Annotated in this window: 16 protein-coding genes; 14 read left to right on the top strand and 2 right to left on the bottom strand. The window is 52.9% G+C overall.

All coding sequences use genetic code 11. The annotated features are described in order from the left end of the window. Window positions 1–47: 47 nt before the first annotated feature. The 7 genes from DVH26_RS06320 (at window position 48) to lplT (ending at window position 8794) form a co-directional block, all read left to right on the top strand. On the top strand, window positions 48–1148 hold the full coding sequence (locus tag DVH26_RS06320) for a GerAB/ArcD/ProY family transporter (protein WP_239632341.1): 1101 nt from the start codon (window positions 48–50) through the stop codon (window positions 1146–1148). A 4-nt stretch (window positions 1149–1152) separates the two neighbouring features. Continuing rightward, the gene (locus DVH26_RS06315; protein ID WP_239632339.1) at window positions 1153–2376 is read left to right on the top strand and encodes a Ger(x)C family spore germination protein; all 1224 of its coding nucleotides are present in this window, start codon (window positions 1153–1155) and stop codon (window positions 2374–2376) included. A 7-nt stretch (window positions 2377–2383) separates the two neighbouring features. Next, window positions 2384–2620, top strand: coding sequence for a hypothetical protein (locus DVH26_RS06310; RefSeq protein WP_239632337.1), 237 nt, complete (start codon window positions 2384–2386; stop codon window positions 2618–2620). 5 nt (window positions 2621–2625) lie between these two features. Then, window positions 2626–3741 (top strand): GerAB/ArcD/ProY family transporter, encoded by a 1116-nt coding sequence (locus tag DVH26_RS06305; protein WP_239632335.1) that lies wholly within the window; start codon window positions 2626–2628, stop codon window positions 3739–3741. Between the two features lie 116 nt (window positions 3742–3857). Continuing rightward, window positions 3858–4784, top strand: a complete 927-nt coding sequence (locus DVH26_RS06300) for a S66 peptidase family protein (RefSeq protein WP_239632333.1) — start codon at window positions 3858–3860, stop codon at window positions 4782–4784. A gap of 660 nt (window positions 4785–5444) precedes the next feature. Next, complete coding sequence (locus tag DVH26_RS06295; protein WP_239632330.1) at window positions 5445–7583, top strand: AMP-binding protein; 2139 nt, start codon at window positions 5445–5447, stop codon at window positions 7581–7583. Beyond that, on the top strand, window positions 7580–8794 hold the full coding sequence (gene lplT, locus DVH26_RS06290; protein ID WP_239632328.1) for a lysophospholipid transporter LplT: 1215 nt from the start codon (window positions 7580–7582) through the stop codon (window positions 8792–8794). The genes DVH26_RS06295 and lplT overlap by 4 nt, the downstream gene beginning before the upstream one ends. 154 nt (window positions 8795–8948) lie before the next feature. On the opposite strand, the gene DVH26_RS06285 is transcribed toward lplT, so the two are convergent. Further along, window positions 8949–9611 (bottom strand): carboxylesterase family protein, encoded by a 663-nt coding sequence (locus DVH26_RS06285; protein ID WP_239632326.1) that lies wholly within the window; start codon window positions 9609–9611, stop codon window positions 8949–8951. A 372-nt stretch (window positions 9612–9983) separates the two neighbouring features. Here DVH26_RS06285 and DVH26_RS06280 point away from each other — a divergent pair, with 372 nt between their 5' ends. The 7 genes from DVH26_RS06280 (at window position 9984) to DVH26_RS06250 (ending at window position 16637) form a co-directional block, all read left to right on the top strand. After that, window positions 9984–10295, top strand: coding sequence for a metal-sensitive transcriptional regulator (locus DVH26_RS06280; protein ID WP_239635295.1), 312 nt, complete (start codon window positions 9984–9986; stop codon window positions 10293–10295). 49 nt (window positions 10296–10344) lie between these two features. Next, window positions 10345–10545 (top strand): cation transporter, encoded by a 201-nt coding sequence (locus tag DVH26_RS06275; protein WP_239632324.1) that lies wholly within the window; start codon window positions 10345–10347, stop codon window positions 10543–10545. A gap of 72 nt (window positions 10546–10617) precedes the next feature. After that, window positions 10618–13041 (top strand): heavy metal translocating P-type ATPase, encoded by a 2424-nt coding sequence (locus tag DVH26_RS06270; RefSeq protein WP_239632322.1) that lies wholly within the window; start codon window positions 10618–10620, stop codon window positions 13039–13041. Between the two features lie 195 nt (window positions 13042–13236). Continuing rightward, complete coding sequence (locus tag DVH26_RS06265; RefSeq protein ID WP_239632321.1) at window positions 13237–13851, top strand: NAD(P)/FAD-dependent oxidoreductase; 615 nt, start codon at window positions 13237–13239, stop codon at window positions 13849–13851. 13 nt (window positions 13852–13864) lie between these two features. Then, on the top strand, window positions 13865–14563 hold the full coding sequence (locus DVH26_RS06260; protein WP_239632319.1) for a response regulator transcription factor: 699 nt from the start codon (window positions 13865–13867) through the stop codon (window positions 14561–14563). Next, entirely contained in the window at window positions 14560–15636 is a 1077-nt protein-coding gene (locus DVH26_RS06255) for a sensor histidine kinase (RefSeq protein WP_239632317.1), read from the top strand. Before DVH26_RS06260 ends, DVH26_RS06255 begins: the two co-directional genes overlap by 4 nt. Before the next feature lie 116 nt (window positions 15637–15752). Further along, window positions 15753–16637, top strand: coding sequence for a hypothetical protein (locus DVH26_RS06250; RefSeq protein WP_345774041.1), 885 nt, complete (start codon window positions 15753–15755; stop codon window positions 16635–16637). A 711-nt stretch (window positions 16638–17348) separates the two neighbouring features. Here DVH26_RS06250 and DVH26_RS06245 read toward each other — a convergent pair. After that, window positions 17349–20594, bottom strand: coding sequence for a glycosyltransferase family 39 protein (locus DVH26_RS06245; protein ID WP_239632314.1), 3246 nt, complete (start codon window positions 20592–20594; stop codon window positions 17349–17351). Window positions 20595–20831 lie beyond the last annotated feature (237 nt).

Below are 20831 nucleotides of genomic sequence, written 5' to 3'. Positions count from 1 at the left end.
ACGAGACGATGCAGATCCGTTCTGTAAGGAGGCAGGGTAACTAACTTATGGTACAAAAAATAACTTCCATTCAATGCATTATGCTGATCATGAGCTCCATTACCCCTACCTTCATATTGACCGTTCCCAGCATTGTAGTCGAATCCTCAGGCCAGGACGCCTGGCTGTCGATCCTGCTGGCTATTGCGGCAGCCGTATTGATTGCCTGGCTCATTGGAGCGATATGCAGTATGAATCCGGGAATGCTGCTGATAGACTGGCTGGACAGCCGGTTAGGCCGCTTGGCCGGATCGCTGTTCGGGCTCATTCTTGCCTTCTACTATTTCACGAACGAAACGATTATTATCCGTCAGTTTATTAACTTTATGTCGGAAAATGTGCTGACGCGGACTCCCGCCTACGCAATAATCACAGTTGCGCTTTTGGTCATGTTGTATTCCGCGAACCACGGGATCGAGGTTATAGCCAGAATCAATATGATCATTTCTCTCATTACGTTTTTGACGATTCTGGTCACCATCATCTTGCTCTTGAACAAAGTGCAGCTTCCGTTTCTTCTGCCTATAGGCGAGCATTCGATTCGAAGTATCATTCATGGGAGCATTCCGCCGACCGCCTGGCTGTCGGAAGTCGCCATACTGCTCGTATTGCTGCCTTATTTGAAACATCCGGAGCATGCCTCTCTTATCGGGATATGGAGCGTGATCGCTTCCGGGATCGAACTGCTTCTGTTCGTAGTCGCCGCCATCGTCATTTTCGGTCCCGAGCTAATCACCATATTGGCGTATCCGACGTTTAATATGGTCGGGATCCTGAAGCTAGGCAATTTAATGGAACGGATCGACGTTCTGTTTATTTCCTTATGGATCAGCACCATGTATATCAAAATGTCGATTTTCATGTTTTGCTCCTGGCACTGCTTCGTCCATTCCTGCCGCATCAAGAATACCAGGCCCTTCTTGCCTGCGATCGGTCTGCTCACTGCTCTGTATACCCTCTGGTCCTGGCCGAAGACGACCGAAACGAATCATTTCAACCGTTTTTCGCTGTCACCGGATCTATTAACATTCAACGTCGTCATCCCGCTTCTCATTTGGCTCTGCTGCTTGGCTGCCGGAATCCGGGCACCAAGAGCCAAAGGGAGGTAGCAGCATGCGCAAACCAGCCATTCTCCTTGTTCTTACGCTTGTAAGCTTATGCCTTACGGCCTGCTGGAACCGTACCGAACTGAACAAGCTTTCCATCACGTCGGCTACAGCCATGGATTACGAGAATGGCGAATGGATGATCACGTTCCAGGTCGTCATCCCGTCCGCCATTTCGTCCGGTGTCGGAACCGTTGGCGGCGGCACTTCGCAATCTCCGATAGCCGTCCATACTTCCCGCGGCAAAACGATCAGGGAAGCCGTTTCCAACAGCAACTTCGAGAGCCCTCGCTGGCTCTTTTTCGCTCACAACAGCGTGATCATTATCAGCGAGCAAGTAGCCCGCAGCGGCGGATTGAATCAGATCGTCGATCTTTATTTTCGCAATCCCGACGCGAGAGAGACCGTCAACGTGCTCGTTACAACCGAAAACGCCCGAGATGTCCTCCAGCAGATGATGCATTTGGAGAAAATTCCAGGACAAGGCTTAAGAGAAATAATGGCTATTGAGGCCCGCTATTCCTCCACACTGCCAAGCATCATGCTGTATGAGCTGGCTATGGGCATGACGAGCGCATCCAAAGGGGCGGTGATTCCCGAAATTATTATCAGCGGGACGAAAAAGGTCGATTCGATGAACGACTTAAGCCACACCAGCGTCACTTCCGTGTTGAAATTGGGCAGGCTCGGCGTCATCAAGGACGGGAAGCTCACCGGGTGGCTGACGAGAAACGAGAGCCTTGGAGTGTCTCTGATTACGAATAAAGTAAAATCGTCGGTCCTGCCGTTTGCCTGCAAGCCGTCGGATGGACAAAACTATAACTCCTCGTATCGATTGGATACATCCAAGACAAAGATTGTGCCTAAAAAAGTGAACGGCCGCTTTGTTATGGAGATCAATATCAAAGGCAACGGCATGCTTCTCGAAACCGATTGTCCGCTTGAGCTTAATAAGCCTGATGTTGTGAAGCAGCTGGAGAAGCAGCTGCAAAATCAGATCAAAACCATGGTGGAAACGTCATGGAAGGCTACACGGCGTCTGCATGTAGATATATTGGGCTTTGCAGACATTATCCACCGGAAATTTCCGAAGGACTGGAAAACGATGCGTAACCAATGGGATTCGGCATTTCAGGACATTGAAATCGAAACGAAGGTTCACATTACGATGTCGCGCATCGGTCTCAGTACCAAATCGTTCAAAGCTATTACAAAAGACGAGGAAGGATGATCCTATCATGAGAGGGGCCGCTGTGCTGGCAGTATACGCCTATTTCCTCTATCGGGGAATACGTCCAATGCTCGCCCATGGAAGCAAACGGGACAGCTGGTGCTTTGCCGCCATCGTCGTATGGTGCGCTTATTTAAGCCTGGCGAAGCTGTACCAATGGCCCTTCTTTAATATCATCGCCCCGATTCATGCGGCATTTTATCCGGTCGGACGCTTGCTGGACGAATGGCTGGGAGGTGACTAAAGCTCATGACCGACGGGACACGGCAGCAAATATCCGCTACACAGCTTACCTTCGTGATCATATTGTTCGAAATCGGCAGCACGCCGCTCTTCTTCTTCGGAAGCAAGGTAGGCCAGGATGCGTGGCTTGCGATGCTGATGGGCGCCGTGATAGGCTTGCTTCTTCTTTGCCTGTTCCTGTGGATTCAGAGCAAAGAGCCGGAACGCGATTTGATCCAAATATTGAACGTATACTTCGGGCGGTTTATCGGCTCCATCTTTGGTGCGTCGTATTTCGTCTATTTCGGCTACGAATCCATGCGCAACGTAAGGGATTTCGGCGAGCTGATATCGGTAACGATTTTGTCGCAAACACCCATAGTTGTCATCATGCTGATTGTTATTCTCATCGCAGCTTATGGGGTGTATCAAGGCGTGGAGGTATTTTTCCGGATCGCGGAGATTCTGCTTCCGGTTATTTTGGTCAGCTACGGTATTTTGTTCCTCCTCTTGTTTCTCGGGGATCTCGTCCATTTCGAGCGTCTCGGTCCCGTTATGGAGAACGGTCTGCTGCCCATTTTGAAGGCATCGTTTCCGGATATTGTCTCCTTCCCGTTCGGACAGATGATCGTCTTCCTGATGTTCTGGCAGATGGTGCGAGAGAAAAAGGTGGTGGTCAAAACGTCCGTCTTGGCTTACGTTCTGGTCGCCATCTTCCTTGTGTTTGTCAATATACTGAATTTAGTCATTCTCGGTCCGACGTTGGCGGGCATGGCCGCGCTTCCATTACTGCAAGCTTCTCAGCTAATTTCCGTAGCCGACGTGTTTGAACGAGTCGATGTTTTCGTGACGCTGCTCATTTACGTCGGTCTGTTTATTAAGATGAGCGCTTTCTATTATTGCGCAGTTCAAGCCTTGTCCCATTTAACCGGCAAACGCTATAAGCTCTGGGTGCTGCCTACGGGAGCCGTCATTTTCGCCGTTGCTTTATTGGAGCCCAACTACACCTATCACATTTCATTAGGACTCACGACCAGTTTGAAGGTATTTCCGATCTTTCAAATCGCGATTCCGCTCCTTTTGTCCGCCGTCATGCTGATCAGGATCTCGCTCAAGCGCAACACGAAGTCTGGAAGCGCATAGGGGTAAACCCCGTACTCTGGAACTCCAGTACTCTTTTAGCGCTCCGGCATGATCGTATTTCCCTGCTGCTCCGCATATAGATGATATAAACGTGCCTGGATGGGAGGAGCAGCAAAATGGCAATTCATCCGCCTCTTCTGCAGCAAGGAGATACGATCGGCCTCGTCACGCTCGGCAGCCCGCTTCCCGCCGCCGACATCAACAACGGCATCACGATGCTGCGAAGTATGGGCTTTACGGTTGTCGTTGGAAATTACGTGTACGCCAGCAACGGCTTTCTTGCCGGTACGGACCAGCAGCGGGCGGCCGACTTTATGAACATGATCATCAATCCGGAGGTCAAAATGATCCTCCCGGCCCGCGGAGGTGTTGGCGTTGCCGGAATCTTGCCATATCTGGATTACAGGGTGATCGCAAGAAACCCGAAAATCGTTACCGGTTATAGCGATATTACGGTGCTGCTGAACACGCTGTATTTGTTCAGTAATCTGCTGACGTTCTCCGGCTTGATGCTGATCGATTTCCGCGCCGAGGCCCCGCCTTACAATTTCAATCAATTTTTCGGCATGGTGTCTTCAACCGCCGTTCCGAAATCGATACAAAACCCTCCGGACATCCCGCTCACCGGCCTGGTTCCCGGTAAAGTGACCGCCCCCCTCGTAGGCGGCAACCTCTCCTCTTTGCTGGATACGTTAGGCACTCCGTATGAAATCGATACCCGAGGTAAAATATTGTTTCTTGAGGAAACGCATGAGCCCATCAACAAAGTGTACCGGATGATCAACCGGTTGAAGCTGGCAGGGAAGCTGAATGACTGCGTCGGCATCGTCATGGGAGAGTGCACGAACTGCCCCGTCTCCTACGGCAAGACGTATAGCGATCTCATCAGCGAATTCATCGTTCCCCTGGGCAAGCCGTTGTTAACCGGTCTCGCCTCCGCTCACGGCATGTATAAGGCGACGGTTCCTATCGGCGCCGTAATCAGCATGGACACGCAAAGCCCCGTTCCCACTCTGACGGTTGTCGAGCCGACGGTAAGCTGAGCGAGCATATGGATGGCGCATCGGGCAGTCGTGACCGCCTCTCGCACGCACGTACTTATATGACTGGCGCGGCACTAGCTCCCGGTTATCCTTTCGCATCAAACAAGAGACGATGGGGAATCCCCCTCTCCGGTTGCTGCTATCGATTCCTTTTTACTTGTTGGTTCAAAACCTTTTGGCACAAGGGTTCCCGTCGGACATTGGGCTGGAGCAGAATCTATCGGACAGAAGGCGGAGTCTTTCAGACCGGCGGCGGAATCTTTCGGACCGGAGATCCGTTATTTCCTGAAATGACGCTGTTTTGGAGGGGCGATCGGACCGTGAGTCCGTTATTTGCTCATTTTAGCGGTAAAAATGACGGTTTCTTGCGAAATAAAGGATCTGTAGTCCGATCACCCTGCAAATAGAACCATTTTGGGTAAAATAGCGGATCTACGGTCCGAATCAACTTGGGCCACGCTCTCCAGCGGATGGGCACGCTCCTCCTGGAGATAGCCTCTAGCCTCACATTGGCATGTTTGGGTAAAGCCAATGTATCAACAGCCTGGGTACTATACAAAGTTAGTACTCTTCTTTGGCGTGGTTTACAGCTACAATACAAGTAACAACGATTAGCACCTGGTATTAAAGCTAGTCCAACCGAAGAGGAGTCGATTTCGAATGCTCGTCCTGGTCGCTGTTCTAAAAGCGTTGTCCACCCTGTTGTTCAAATTGAAAATATCCGGTCTGGAAAAGCTCGACTTCCGCCAGCCGACCATCCTGATGCCTAACCATGTCTCGCTGCTCGACGCTGTGCTCCTGGCGCTCTATTTGCCGGAAGAGGCCGCTTTTGTCGTCAATACGAATATCGCCAGACGGTTCCGCTGGGCGCTCAGGCTGCGCAACCATATAGCCGTAGACCCATTGAACCCTTACTCCGTAAGAACGATGGTCAAAACCGTCCAAAGCGGCGTTCCTCTCGTCTTGTTTCCGGAAGGAAGGGTCACAACGACCGGCGGCCTGATGAAAATATACAGCGGGATCGGCTATATCGCCTTCCGGACCGGAGCTCGCCTCATCCCTATCGCCATCAATGGAGCGGAACGCTCGAAATTTTCGTACATCAGCCATAAAATCCGCACGGTCTGGTTTCCCGAGATTGACATTGCCATCGGCGACGCGTTCGTCGTTAATCCGAAGCCGAACGTGTCCATGAAGCGGCAGAAGGAAGCTGCCGCCGATCAAATCCGGCTCGCGCTGCAAGAGCAGCTGCTGCAAAGCAGGTTGAAGTCGGACGTCAACCTGTTCGACGAGCTGCTGCGGCAAGCTTCCCGCAGCGGCTGGGGTACCGTCATCTGCGAGGATCTCTCGCAGAGGCTGACCTACAGGAAGCTCGTGCTAGCTTCCTATGTATTCGCTCGCAAGCTGCAGCCGCTGCTTGCAGGGCATGACGCCGCGGGCGTCATGCTGCCGACCACGGCCGCGCATGCGATCGCGCTGTTCGCGCTGATGCGGATCGGCGTCACGCCCGCGATGCTGAACTTCTCGTCCGGAGAGCAAAGCCTCCGGGACGCTTGCGAGACCGCAGGACTGCGCACCGTCCTGACCTCGCGCCAATTCGTCGAGAAGGCGAAGCTCGAATCGACCGTCGCCTCCTTGGCGAAGCAGTGCCGCATCGTCTATCTGGAGGACGTAAAGGATGAGGTAAGCCGGACCGATCAGCTCATCGGCCTCATCGACTGGATGACTGGCAAGCAAGCGGTGCAAGGTTTCCGCGACTTCATCCTGTTCACCTCCGGCAGCGAAAGCAAGCCGAAGGGCGTCGTCCTCGGTCACGAGCAGCTGTATGCGAACATCCAGCAAGCCCGCACCGTATTCGACTTCACCGCGTCGGATAAAATGTTCAACGCGCTGCCGATGTTCCACAGCTTCGGGCTGACGGTCGGTACGCTGCTCCCTCTGCTCACCGGCATGCCGGTGATGCTGTACCCGAGCCCGCTGCATTACCGGGTCGTTCCGGAAGTGGCGTACGACCGCAGCGCCACGATCCTGCTCGGCACTTCAACATTCCTCGCAGGATACGGCAGGGCGGCGCACCCGTATGATTTTCACTCCATGAGATATGTGGTGACGGGAGCCGAGAAGCTGAAGGATGAAGTGAGGGATTTGTGGAGCCGCAAGTTCGGCATCCGCATTCTGGAAGGCTACGGCACGACCGAAGCGTCTCCGGTCGTATCCATCAACACGCCGCTCGCGTACAAGGAAGGCACGGTCGGCCGCCTGCTGCCGGGCATCCGCAGCCGCATTGTGCCGGTTCCCGGTATCGAAACCGGCGGAAGCCTGCATATTCATGGGCCGAACGTCATGAAAGGCTATCTCATACATGGCAAAGGGTTCGTCCCTTGCCCGGTCTGGTACGATTGCGGCGACGTAGTCGAGGAGGACGCCGACGGCTTTCTCTCGATCAAGGCGCGGCTGAAGCGCTTCGCCAAGGTCGGAGGCGAGATGATCTCGCTGCAGCTTGTCGAGGAAACGGCCGCCGCCTGCTACAATGATCCGGCGTTGGAGCTGGCCGCCGTCAGCGTGGCGGACCAGCGCAAAGGAGAGCGCATCGTGCTGTACGTTACGGGGAACGGCTACGTTCTGCCGCAGCTCAAGTCCTACATCGCGGCCAACGGATATTCGCCGCTGCTGCTGCCGTCCCGGATCGTCGCCGTCGAGAAGCTGCCGCTGCTCGGCAGCGGCAAAACAGACTACGTTGCGCTGAAACAACGGGCCGAATCCGGCTCATCTCAAGAAGAAACGGAGACAAAAGCATGAACAGGGACAGTGTCGTAAACCGTAGAGCGTTAACCTCCCTTTATATCACGCAATTTTTATCGGCCTTTGCCGATAACATGTCGTTGCTCGTCATTGCCAGCCTGCTCACGCATAACGGATTTTCGCCGGAATCTTTGGCGCTCGTTACGATTGCTTTTTTCCTTCCGTACATTTTACTTGCACCGCTGGTCGGGCCCTTTGCCGACAAAATGCCCAAAGCCGTCGTGCTTATCATCGGCAATGTGATCAAATGGATCGGGATCACATCGCTATTGATCGTCGATCATTCCAGCATCTGGTCTCTTATGCTGTGCTACTTTACCGTCGGGATCGGCGCTGTCGTCTACTCTCCGGCCAAATACGGCATCCTGCCCGAGCTGACAACCTCCGAGCAGGAGCTGTTCAAGGCTAACTCGCGAATCGAGGCTTATACGATATTGGCCATTCTCACCGGAATCGGCGGAGGGGGCGCTATTGTCGCAGCTACGTCTACGGTGCAATCAACCGTCATCTGTGCCGTGCTGTACGCATTGTCAACGGCTATCACTTTGCTCATCCCGCGGACTCAAGGCGACCCGACCATTCGTTTCGCAGCGGAGGCAAGGCACTTTTTCAGCAGTGTGGCGATCTTGATGAAGCATCCGAAAACCCAATTTACCTTAGTGGGTACCGGAGCCTTCTGGATGAGCTCCGCCGTACTGCGCACCGCCGTTCTGGCCTGGATCCCAGTGGCGCTAGGGTTTCGCCCTGACGATATGAGCGTATCTCTGATCCTCGCCACCACCTCCATCGGCATCATTATCGGAGCGTTTCTTGCGCCACGGTTGATCCAGCTTCGTATCTTCTACAAATCTATCGGATACGGGATCATGATGCTGGCCTTGATCTTTCTTTTTCCCTGGTTTCATCACACAGCCGTTGCCGTGGTCTTCCTGCTGGCGGTCGGTTTCATGGGCGGCGTCTTTATCGTTCCGATGAACACAGTGCTGCAGGAGGAAGGCATGAGCCTGGTCGGACCGGGGAAGACGATCGCAGTACAAAATTTTATTGAAAACATATTAATGCTGGTCGGCTCCTGCGTGTATTACGTGATCGTTGAGCAGGGAGTCTCGATCTCGATGGCGATCATGGTTCAAGGGCTGATCATGCTTGTATTCCTGATCTACCTGGGCCTTCGCATTCGGCCGATGAACGTGCAGCGCCAGCCTTAGCGGTGTCCTACGGACATCTCGCTGCCCCACAGAAGAAAACCATGTTCCTGATGCTTCAAGCATTTTGGACATGGTTTTTTTTATCCATATGTGATTGCTTGCCTGGTTGACTCATCTGGAAGATCCCTGCAGATTGTAAGGTTATTGACCAAGACTACATGCGCTTAATTGTATGCTTGAGCATCCATTCGTACAGCTTCAGGTTGCCGTACGTTTCATCCATCACTTGATGCTGTAAGCCGGGATAGGTCGTAAACACGACGTTTCCGCCCCGCTCTTTTAGTGCATCTACGATTGCTCTGTCCCTCGCTATCTCAACGACGTCGTCGTTTTCGCCATGAAACGCCCATATCGGCATCGATTTCAGCAGCACGGCCTTTTCCGGATCGAACCATCCTGCCGCTGGCGCTGTCGCTGCGAACCGTTCCGGTGCATAAGCGGCCAAATCCCAAGCCCCATGGCCTCCCAAGCTGAAGCCGGTCAAATATATCCGCTCGCGATCAACCCGGTGTGTCTCAAATACCTCATCCATTAGCGTGAGAACGGCATCCCGCTCCATCGGCCATGAAGACAGAGACGGACATTGCGGAGAAATTACGATGAATTCAAATCCGGGTATCTTGTCCGCCATCCACCCAAGCCCGTAATGATCCAGCATATGAATATCCTCGCCGCGCTTCTTGATGCCGTGAAGAAACAAAATGACCGGCCACTTCTTGTCCATTTGCTCCTCATATGATGCAGGTAAGAACAGCTGGTAACCGATGCTTACGGTCTTTCGAATCTCTTTATGCAGCTTTCCGGATACGATGGGCATGATGGGTTGCTCCTTTCTTTTCGCAAGATCAGATATTTTCATCACCCTAAATTCCTCATATCGTAACATAACTTTCCATTTCCATCCATCTTAAAAAACATACGAAATAACGGCCGCAGGAATCCCATTCGCATTCAGCCGACCGATGACCCTGCCTCCTTTTACATCATGACGCCGATCCGGACCCATTTAAGGCAAATCCGATGGTACCCCAGAGGGGTATATATTTGCGATCCGGACTCCTTTGCCTTTGCAGCAAGCCCATTTTAAAAAAGTTTCCAAATTACCGTTGACATACCCTATGGGGGTATAGTATATTAAATTCACGAGGTGATGATAACCATGGAAACAGCAACAACAACAACTACGACAATGAATTGCTGCGATACACATACACACACTTCCCATAGAAGCAGCCACCATTCCGAGCAGTTGAAGACGAACCTGGCTTCCCGCCTCAACCGGATCGAAGGTCAAGTTCGCGGCGTCAAAGGCTTGATAGAGAGAGATACTTACTGCGACGACGTGCTGAACCAGATCGCGGCGATTCAATCGGCGTTGAACAGTGTCGGGAAGCTGCTGCTGGAAGGCCATATGAAAAGCTGCGTGGCGGAACGGCTTCAGTCCGGTGATCATGAGGTTATCGACGAGCTGCTGGCCACGATGAACAAATTGATGAAGTAACATCCGATTCATGTCAGGATGAAATTTATAACCAAGGGAGAAGATAACTATGACGAACATTGTATTGAAAGTGGAAGGAATGTCCTGCGGACACTGCGTAAACTCGATCGAGGGAGCTTTGAAAGAAATCGGAGCCCAAGGCAAAGTAGACCTTGCTGCCAAATCCGTTTCCGTTCAATATAATGAAGAGAGCCTTTCGATAGAAGCCATTAAAGAAGCGATCGAAGATCAAGGATACGACGTAGTATAAAGCAATTTGCATCATTTAATTTTTTTTGTGAAAAATATACCCCCAAGGGGTATGTGGGAGGGGTAAGTACCTATGGAACAGCAGCAGCAACAAACAACGATGCAAATATCGGGGATGACCTGCGCCGCTTGCGCAAACCGGATAGAAAAAGGATTGAAAAAAATAGACGGTGTAGCCGACGCCAATGTCAATTTCGCACTGGAACGGGCATCGGTAACCTATGATCCGAATAAAGTCGATCTAACGAATCTGGAGCAAAAAATCGAGGCTCTAGGCTACGGTACCGTCAAAGATTCCGTAGATTTCGTCTTGACCGGAATGACCTGCGCCGCTTGCGCCGCCAAAATAGAAAAGGTACTAAACAAGCTTCCCGGCGTCAGCTCCGCTACGGTGAACTTTGCGCTCGAGACCGCCCATGTCGAATATTCCTCCGCCGAGGTTTCGGTGGAGGACATGATCGCCCGGGTGAAGAAAATCGGCTACGGCGCTCAAGTGAAGCAAGATCAAGCGGCTGACGGCGATCATCGTCACAAAGAAATCGCTGCGCAAAAAAGGAAAATGTGGATTTCCGCCCTGCTCTCGTTCCCTCTTCTGTGGGCGATGGTCAGCCACTTCTCCTTCACGTCCTGGATCTACTTGCCTGAGCTTCTCATGAACCCTTGGGTGCAGCTGGCATTAGCCGCTCCGGTTCAGCTTATTATCGGCTGGCAGTTTTATGTCGGAGCGTACAAAGCGCTTCGCAATAAAAGCGCGAATATGGATGTGCTTGTCGCATTAGGCACCTCCGCCGCATTCTTTTACAGCTTGTATTTGACGCTGCAATGGGCATTCAGCCCTGACGGCGGGCATCATGGAATGCCGGAAATGTATTACGAGACAAGTGCCGTGCTGATCACGCTGATCCTGCTGGGTAAACTGTTCGAGGTGCTTGCCAAAGGCCGCACTTCGGAAGCGATCAAGAAGCTGATGGGACTTCAAGCGAAAACCGCGCTCGTCCTCCGTGACGGCCAGGAAATGAGCATTCCGGTAGAAGAAGTGCTTGTGGGCGACATCGTCCTGGTGAAACCGGGCGAAAAAATTCCGGTGGACGGAGAAGTAGTAGACGGCACCTCCTCGGTTGATGAATCGATGCTGACCGGCGAAAGCCTCCCTGTCGAGAAGCAGCAAGGGGATTCGGTTATCGGAGCAACCGTCAATAAGAACGGCAGCTTGAAAATTAAAGCTACCAAAGTAGGCAAAGAAACCGCCCTCGCGCAAATTATTAAAGTCGTCGAGGACGCCCAAGGCTCCAAAGCTCCGATTCAACGTGTGGCGGACCAAATTTCCGGCGTATTCGTCCCTATCGTCGTTGGAATCGCCGTTATCGTATTCTTTATTTGGTACTTTGGTGTAGAACCTGGCGATTTCGCAAGCGCTCTGGAAAAAGCTATCGCCGTCCTCGTCATCGCCTGCCCTTGCGCCCTAGGTCTCGCTACGCCGACATCGATTATGGCCGGCTCCGGCCGCGCGGCGGAATTCGGCATCCTGTTCAAAGGCGGCGAGCACCTGGAATCGATGCACAAAGTGCAAACGATCGTTCTCGATAAAACAGGAACGGTAACGAAAGGCAAACCGTCCCTTACCGATGTATGGGTTCCGGTTATGAACGAGCAAGAGGTGCTGGCTATTGTCGGCAGCTCCGAGAAGCAATCCGAGCATCCGTTGGCGGAAGCCATTGTGGAAGGTATTCGTGAAAAAGGGATCGAGCTGCCGGCAGCGGAGCAGTTCGAAGCGATTCCCGGCTACGGCATCCGCGCCAACGTAACAGGCAAAGAAGTGCTTGTGGGCACCCGCAAGCTGATGACCCGCGAATCGATCGACTACTCCCCTGCTGTCGAACGTATGGAACAGTGGGAATCCGAAGGCAAGACCGCGATGCTTATTGCCGTTGACCGGCAGTTTGCCGGATTGGTGGCCGTAGCCGATACGATCAAAGAAACGTCGCAGGAAGCGATCTCCCGCTTGAAAGCAATGGGCATCGAGGTCATCATGATGACCGGTGACAATGAGCGGACGGCACGTGCTATCGCGGATCAGGTCGGCATTGATCGCGTTCTTGCCGAAGTGCTCCCTGAGGGGAAAGCCGCGGAAGTGAAAAAGCTGCAGGCCGAAGGCAAGCATGTTGCCATGGTCGGGGACGGCATCAACGACGCGCCCGCTCTTGCTACTGCCGATGTAGGCCTTGCCATCGGGACAGGAACGGACATCGCGATGGAAGCTGCGGACGTGACCCTGATGCGCGGCGAATTAACAAGCATTCCTGATGCGATCTTTATGAGCAAAAAGACGATGGCGAACATCAAGCAAAACTTGTTCTGGGCGCTCGCCTACAATTCGCTCGGTATTCCTATCGCTGCCATTGGCTTGCTGGCGCCATGGGTCGCCGGAGCCGCGATGGCACTGAGCTCCGTATCGGTTGTACTCAATGCGCTCCGCCTGCAGCGTGTAAAATTATAAGTTTTGTGTCGTTGAATTACTATAGAGGTACCCCACCGGGGTACCCTTGCAATGAAAAACTCAAGCCTATGCTTTCGATGCAAGTTTTGCTTCGCAAAACTCAACCTATGCTTTCGATGCAAGTTTTGCTTCGCAAAACTCAACCTATGCTTTCGATGCAAGTTTTGCTTCGCAAAACTCTTAAGGAGTGATCCCATGCCAACAACCAAATTCGCCGTAACGCCGGGCTTTGAACAAGGCGGCAGCCTGTTCAAGCCCGAGCAGCTGGCGGCACTCGGCGCCATCGTCGGCAGCGACGCCAAAATCGAATTAACGACGTTCAAGCAGCTGTACGTCGAAATGGACGAGGAGCGGGCCGAGGAAGCCAAGCAGCAGCTGCGGGACGCCGGTCTGCTCCTCTACCCTGCCGGCTTTTATACGAAAAGCCTGATCGCCTGTAACTTCTGCAAAGGAGCCGAGGAGGCGGGGCTCGACATAGCCAATGCCTTAAACGACGCCATCGCCGGCATTGCCGCGCCAAGTCCGCTCAAGGTCGGCTACGCCGGCTGCGCGCTCGGCACCAGCGAACCGCTGCTCAAGGATATCGGCGTCGTCAAAATGAAAGACACCTACGACATCTACGTCGGAGGCGAGCCCAAATCATTGAAGGCGGCGGTCGGCACGCTGTTTCTGTCCGGCATCACTGCAGACCGGCTCATCCCGGTCGTCCGCAAGCTGATCGATTATTACTGCGAGCACGGCAAGAAAAAAGAGAAGTTCGCGCGGTTCATCGACCGCATTTCCATAGAAACGCTGCGCAGTGCCGTTTGAGGAGGACCCGGATTTGAGCAAAACCGTTCTAGTGGTCGATGATGAGGACAAAATACGCGATGTCGTTGTATCGTACTTGCAGCAGGAAGGCTTCTTGACCATCGAAGCCGCTACAGGAGCCGAAGCTCTGCACCTTCTAGGCACGTCGGAGCCCGAGATGATCATATTGGACCTGATGCTCCCCGATTTGTCGGGCGAAGAAGTGTGCCGCCGCATCCGTCAAACCTCCCCCATTCCCATCCTCATGCTGACGGCCAAAATTACCGAGGACGACCGGATCCAAGGTCTAACACTGGGAGCCGACGACTACGTCTTGAAGCCGTTCAGTCCTCGCGAGCTTGTTGCCAGAGTCAAAGCTATTTTTCGCCGAACACAGGAAGATTCGCTGCTTGCTGAACGGATAAGCTTCGGGCAGGATGAGCTCGTTATCGATTGCTCCCAGCATGAAATTTACAAGCGGGGCACACAGATCAATGTCACGCCTAACGAATACAAGCTTCTCCTTGTGCTGGCGAGACATCCGGGCCGGTACTTTTCCAGAGAAGAGTTGGTGGAAAAAGTGCTTGGCTTTGACTTTGAAGGCGATTCGCGCACGATTGACCAGCATATTAAAAACCTTCGCCAAAAAATCGAAAAGGACCCGAAACAACCCCAGTTCATCGTGACCGTGTATGGGGTAGGCTACCGTTTTGACGGGGGAGCCCGGCCATGAAAGGACTCTATTCGCGCTTTGCCGTAACGTTTATCGGAATTACCTGCGGTATTCTGTTTCTGGCGAGCATCGTCTTCATCTGGCAAACGCACTATCACTTTGCGATGTATCAGCATCAGGCCGGCACCGCACCGGATACGGCCCAGCTGAACGCTCATTTCGAACAGGCGCTGGTGCAGTCCGTCATCTGGGTACTGATGATCGGCATCGTTATGGCAGCCATCGTCAGCCTGTATGTCGCCAAGCGTTTGACTTCCCCGCTATTGGAAATGAAGTCGGCCGCGGTAAGCATGGCGGGCGGCGACCTGCGGATACGAACGAAGCTTCATGGTAACGACGAAATTTCCGATCTCGGGCAATCGTTAAATCATTTGGCGGAGCAATTGGAAAAGCAGGAGCAGCTGCGCAAAATGATGACGGCCGACGTCGCGCATGAGCTCCGCACACCGCTCGCTACCTTGAAGAGCCATATGGAAGCTATGATCGAGGGAGTTTGGGACGCTTCGCCCGAACGGCTTCGGGGCTGCCATGAAGAGATAGAACGGATGATTCGCCTTGTCGGCGATCTGGAGCAATTAACACAGCTGGACTCGCCGCATTTTCAATTGAACGTGCAGCCGGAACGAATGGATGCTATCGCAGCCCAATGCGTCGAGACGATCCGGGCCGCCTTCGAGCACAAAGGCGTCCGTTTGGAGCTGCGGCTCCAAGAACAGGATGAACCTAGGATCGCTTCTGTTGACCGGCAGCGCGTCAGTCAAATTTTACTGAATGTGCTGTCCAATGCGTTAAAATACACGCCTCCGGGCAAACATGTTGAAGTGGATGTGAAACGTGACAAGCAGACGATCCTGATCCAGGTAAAAGATACCGGGCCAGGTATCGGCAAGGACGATTTGCCCTATTTGTTCGAGCGGTTTTACCGCGCGGATAAGTCGAGGGACCGCAAATCCGGCGGCAGCGGCATCGGACTGACGATAGCCAAGAAGCTGACGGAGGCGCACCGCGGTTCGATTCAAATCGATAGCGAGCCGGGACGCGGCACGACGGTACGAATTTATTTTCCCGTATGAGCTGCACAGGGAGCTACACGAGATCTTCACAAGCGGCGGTTATACTTCTACTTGAGAAACGCGATGCTGCAAGCATCAGAATACAAATTACGGTACCTGCAAGGAGGAACCCAATAATGAATAAACCCAAACTTTCGACTCCGTCGCCTCGTCCTTTTGCCATGCGTAAAGCGGCGGCAGCCATAGTAATCACGGCATTATTGCTGACGGCCTGCGGCAAAGCGGCTCCTGCCGGCACGGCTCAGGATGCAGCCAGCAAGCCGGAGCAAAACGCTCACGCGGGACACGGCGCCGCCCCTGCTCCGAAAGAGGCCGATGTCAAGGCAGCCTTCACCTTCTCCCCCGATAAGCCGCAAGCAGGGAAAGATACGCTGATTTCGCTTCAGGTAACGGACAGCGCCAACAAGCCGGTCGAGAAGTTCGATATTAACCATGAGAAAACGATGCATCTGATCATCGTCAGCAAAGACTTGTCGTATTTCAACCACATTCACCCGGATTACAAGGAGAAAGGCTTATTCACCATTGCCAATCCTTTTCCAGCCGGCGGGGATTACAAGCTGTTCGCCGATTTCGTCCCGAGCGGCCAAAGCGGCACTACCAAAAGCCAATGGACAACCATTCAGGGTGACGCCGCCAAGCCTGCCGCCATCCAGCCGGACGGGAATTTGACCAAGACGGTCGACGGCAAGGAGATCAGCCTCGCTTTCGATAAGCTGCAAGCCGGCAAGGAAGTGAACTTGATCTTCAACATCAAAGACGGCGGCACCAAAAAGCCGATTACGAATTTGCAGCAATATTTGGGCGCAGTCGGTCATGTCGTCATTTTATCCGAGGATGCGGAGCAATATCTTCACGTGCATCCGACAGAAGAAAAAGCGACCGGACCGGATGCGAAATTTATGACCACGTTCCCGAAAAGCGGGATTTATAAAATATGGGGCCAGTTCCAGCATGAGGGCAAGGTGTTCACCGTTCCGTTTGTCGTGAAAGTGCCTTAACGCGCAAAATGAAAATCAAGCCAAAAAGCCTTCCCCCCTTATGGAGGAAAGGTTGTTTTGTTTAGAAAGCCCATGCTATTGAAAATGGTGCAGGGACGCCAGGCATAATGCCTCCCTCCAGCCGCTGCTGTTTTTTGTATATCGCTTTCTAGCGGTAGTTTCTTAAAACAAAAAGCTTTGTTGTTGGCACTCTGGAACGAATCATTTGAAAAAAGGATCTTTCGGACCGCAGATCCGTTATTTATCCAAAAACGGCATTATTTACATAGTGATCGGACTACGGATCCTTTATTCCGCCAAAATGCACTAATTTCGCATGAAAAAATAACAAATAGCGGCCTCTCTGTCCGATCGCAGTGAAAAAGAGGCCTCATTCCAAGGAATAGCGGATCCTCTGTCCGATAGCCTGCCTCCAACGGCTAGTACAATACCCTTACAAATGCTAGGGATGATAACAGATGCCATCGGACCTGATACTCTTAAAACTGCAGTAGCGGTAAGGGTGCCGCGATAGTCTACTCCCTCCGGCTTTCTGCAAATTCATTGCAGTCTTGCGGTTATTCTGTGTAAACAGAGGCGGTCGCTTAAGAGTTTTCCATAGGAAAACTGGCGTCGTAAGCAGAGATAACCCAACTCCCCCATTTAGCATCTCCGGGGAAATCGGGCTCTCAATAAGCGTAAACTTTCCCTCATGGAGGAAAGACTTTTTCACTAGAAAAAAATCCATTGCGGCAGCCATTTTAGCATGTGCTCCGCGTATGTCCGGCTTACCGTTATTCCGGATAGCACAGGGTAAAACATCGCGAAGCAGACAGCCGCCGCAGCCAAATACGCATACCCCCACTTGGCGGCACCGGGCAGCCGATCTTGGATCTTTTGCCAGAAGTAGACGATAGCCAAGATCGAGAACGGAACCATAGCGAAATAGTGATATATAAATGTCATGCGCGGCACGAACATCCATGGAATGTACTGCGAGAAGAAGGCAATCAGCAGGAAGACGGCTGCTGCATTACGGTAGCGAAACACCGACGAAGCCAGCAGCAGTATAACGGCTGCAAAGCCGACCCACCAAACCAAAGGATTGCCGATGGCCGCAATACTGGAAATCGTGTCCGGCGCCAGGTCCGCCGCTCCGTAGTACCAGACGGGCTTGCTCATGACCGGCCACTGCCACCACGTAGAGCTGAACGGATGCGTCCCTTGCAGCTGGCTGTGGTAGTCCAGCATATATTTTTGATACAGCAGCACCTCTTTGAATCCGTGCCCCGGACCCGGGACCATCATAAACGGAGCATACGACAGCACATAAATAGTCGCCGGAACCAGCAGGTAGAACACGCACGCCCATGCTAAAGTCACGATCGCACGGTGCGGAAATACCGCGCGGATGTGCTGCCAATGCTCCAACAACCCTACATCCGCCTGATATCCCGAATTCTTCAAACCGCGGACCGCTCGCCTATACTCCGCGTAATGAAGCAGCAGCCAGAGGAAGAACAAGGCCGCCAGACCGCAGCCTGCATACAGGACAATCCATTTTGATGCAGCACCGAGCCCGAAGCATAGACCGCACAAGCCAAACGGCACAAGGAACTTCCGCCAACCGTTATCAAACAAATTCATCGTGCAGCAGCGGTACATGAAGTAAAACATCAGCAGAATGAAAAAGACGCCGTATACGTCGATAGTAGCTATCCTCGTCTGGACAAAATGCAGTCCGTCCACAGTCATCAGGAACGCTGCGGCAAAGCCGTACTCGCTCCTGCCGAACATTCGCTTGCCGAACAAATACATAATCGGAATCATCGCTATGCCGAACAGCGTGCCGACGATGCGCCAGCCGAACGGATTCATGCCGAAAACCATGATGCCGACGGAAATGAGCAGCTTGCCCAGCGGCGGATGCGTCCACTCGTAAGGCTCAAGCTTGTGCAGATGCTCGAAAGCGGTTCTTGCATGATAAATTTCATCGAAATAGGTGCCATTCATGAAGGTAGCGCTGTATGCGCTCGTCTCCGATTCATCGGTCAAATTCGTCAAGTCGCCAACTGTTGACGGATCGACCCGATCCCCCTGCACAGACTCAATCGGTACAGGGGTCTCTTTATCCGACGCATAGACCGAAACCTCGTACAGTGCAAACGGAGGCTTGTCTACCGTCAGCCGAACATACCGGCCCGTCATGGAAACCGGTGTCGGCTGCCACATGAACGCCTTAAACGTATCGCTCGCTACGGAAATCGGTGCGCTCCATGTCTGGCCGTCCTCGCTGATCTCATACGTGAAACTGCCGTCCCCGATCCCGGAAAAACTGTTGATCCGGTCGATCGCAACCGTCTGTCCGAGACGGAATACGATCCGCTCCCCGCTCTGTGTAGCCTGCCATGCAGTCTGAGGCGCCTGAGTCGAACCGAGCTGGTAGAACGCCAGCACTGTATAGACTATGATGAGCGCACCGAGCAGCAGCGTATCCTTACGCGACCAGTTCAGCGGATGCCATCGGGGCAGCAGCCACTGCAAGCCGAAACGCAGGGACGCCGTGTCTTGTTTGGCTGAGCTAATCTGACCGCTTGCCCCTATGGTTTGTCCTATGGCTGCGCCAATGGCCTTGAATTGGCCCATTGCTTCCTTTTGCTGCGGTTTATTTCGTCCGGCTCCACTCTCCCGGCCCGCTTCTTTTTCCGTCGGCACAAGCTCCTTTGTCTCCCCGCGGATGATCAGCTTCCACGCCACGATGCTCAAAGCGATAAAAAGCAGCACGTTGACGAAAGAAACGGCTCTGACCAAACTATCGTCTGAAGGCAGATGATACACGCCTTGAAAACTGCTGCGCAAAACCTCGTTCACATTGATGAACGTGGTCACACTGAAGCCGTACAGCAGAAGGAGAAGCCGGCGGTCTCTGGAATGAAGGAAGGCCTGAGCGAGAAGCGGCAGTGCATAGAACAAATACCGCTCGTGCATTTTGGCGATAACCATGAAAGCTCCTGCTATTAGCAGGGTGGCAATGACAAGGAGCTGCGTCTCGTCCTTGCTGCTCTTGAAGTACAGAAAGGCGGCGTACAGCAGCACAAGCGCCATCAGGATCATGCTCCATGTCTGATAGGTGAAGAAAACCATGGGATCTGTGATAGATACAAAATTGCCCCCGAACAGGCTCATCACATTAAAAGCATTCAAGCTCGCGTACGGATAAGACGATAACGTCCCGAAGTAGAGGCTAACCAGCCATAGAGGCTCTTTATGAACGAGAAAAGGAGCCGCTAACGCTGCGAACACCGCCAGTCCGCACCCTAAGCACTGCAGCAGCGTACGCCAGCTGCCTCGGCGTATAAACAGAACCAGCAGGATGAAGCCGAACAACAACGCCTGCGGTTTGATCAATAACGCAATGGCATAGAAGACGGACGCTCGTCTCAGCTTCCCGCTGACGATAGCTTCAAAGCAAAGCAGCATCCACAGCATGAAAAAGGAATCCGCCTGTCCCCATGCGGCCGAGTCGACGATAACCGCCGGATTGAACAAATAGATCAGTGAAGCCCCCAAAGCAATCGGGACCGCCGTATAGCGGGAGCCGAGGCGAAACAGCAAATACGAGGTCAATAGATCGGCGGCGATGGCCGGGCTTTTCAACAGCAGCAAAAATAACGGCGAATCGTAAGCAAGCTGCAGCGCGCTGCGAAGCCAGCCTACAGCATACAATACATAAATATACCCCGGGGGGTAATCGACAAATAGATCGGATGTGTAAAATCGCGTGATTCCTGCGGACGCGGCGTGATCAGCCCACGCTTTGAACGTATTCACATCCACATCGTAGCCGTATACGCCATATGCGATGGCCAGGCGAACCGCCAATCCGGTGCAAAGTATAGCGGGATATAGATAACGGGCTTGCAGCCAGCCGTTTTTTATCTCATCCTGATGCACGCCCATTGCCGCCGATTGCTTCATGTAACGGTACATCCATGCAAACCATATGGTGAAGAGCAAGCAATAAATCCAGGTAGAAATGATGTACGCCCCCAGTGACTTAGAATTTACGGAGCTGCCCGAGCGGAAGCGGCGCTCACCGTCCGGACACTCTATCTCTCTCAAGTTATACTCTTCGCACGAACCGTTCCGCCTGCGTCCATCGGGATCCTATCGGTCGATATCCGTTCGATGAGCCGTCCAGATTGCGTATTCATG

The sequence above is a fragment of the Paenibacillus sp. H1-7 genome (assembly GCF_022354825.1).
GTDB lineage: Bacteria > Bacillota > Bacilli > Paenibacillales > NBRC-103111 > Paenibacillus_S.
The sequence above is the reverse complement of the archived record's forward strand: the minus strand, read 5'-3'. Positions and strand labels throughout refer to the sequence as shown.

What these genes read in the sequence shown, in the direction of transcription:
- DVH26_RS06300 (WP_239632333.1), top strand. Translation starts at nt 3,858, where the DNA reads ATGGCAATTCATCCGCCTCTTCTGCAGCAAGGAGATACGATCGGCCTC.
- DVH26_RS06320 (WP_239632341.1), top strand. Translation starts at nt 48, where the DNA reads ATGGTACAAAAAATAACTTCCATTCAATGCATTATGCTGATCATGAGC.
- DVH26_RS06265 (WP_239632321.1), top strand. Translation starts at nt 13,237, where the DNA reads ATGCCAACAACCAAATTCGCCGTAACGCCGGGCTTTGAACAAGGCGGC.
- DVH26_RS06315 (WP_239632339.1), top strand. Translation starts at nt 1,153, where the DNA reads ATGCGCAAACCAGCCATTCTCCTTGTTCTTACGCTTGTAAGCTTATGC.
- DVH26_RS06245 (WP_239632314.1), bottom strand. Translation starts at nt 20,594, where the DNA reads ATGAAGCAATCGGCGGCAATGGGCGTGCATCAGGATGAGATAAAAAAC.
- DVH26_RS06270 (WP_239632322.1), top strand. Translation starts at nt 10,618, where the DNA reads ATGGAACAGCAGCAGCAACAAACAACGATGCAAATATCGGGGATGACC.
- DVH26_RS06285 (WP_239632326.1), bottom strand. Translation starts at nt 9,611, where the DNA reads ATGCCCATCGTATCCGGAAAGCTGCATAAAGAGATTCGAAAGACCGTA.
- DVH26_RS06310 (WP_239632337.1), top strand. Translation starts at nt 2,384, where the DNA reads ATGAGAGGGGCCGCTGTGCTGGCAGTATACGCCTATTTCCTCTATCGG.
- DVH26_RS06295 (WP_239632330.1), top strand. Translation starts at nt 5,445, where the DNA reads ATGCTCGTCCTGGTCGCTGTTCTAAAAGCGTTGTCCACCCTGTTGTTC.
- DVH26_RS06255 (WP_239632317.1), top strand. Translation starts at nt 14,560, where the DNA reads ATGAAAGGACTCTATTCGCGCTTTGCCGTAACGTTTATCGGAATTACC.
- DVH26_RS06250 (WP_345774041.1), top strand. Translation starts at nt 15,753, where the DNA reads ATGAATAAACCCAAACTTTCGACTCCGTCGCCTCGTCCTTTTGCCATG.
- DVH26_RS06280 (WP_239635295.1), top strand. Translation starts at nt 9,984, where the DNA reads ATGAATTGCTGCGATACACATACACACACTTCCCATAGAAGCAGCCAC.
- lplT (WP_239632328.1), top strand. Translation starts at nt 7,580, where the DNA reads ATGAACAGGGACAGTGTCGTAAACCGTAGAGCGTTAACCTCCCTTTAT.
- DVH26_RS06275 (WP_239632324.1), top strand. Translation starts at nt 10,345, where the DNA reads ATGACGAACATTGTATTGAAAGTGGAAGGAATGTCCTGCGGACACTGC.
- DVH26_RS06305 (WP_239632335.1), top strand. Translation starts at nt 2,626, where the DNA reads ATGACCGACGGGACACGGCAGCAAATATCCGCTACACAGCTTACCTTC.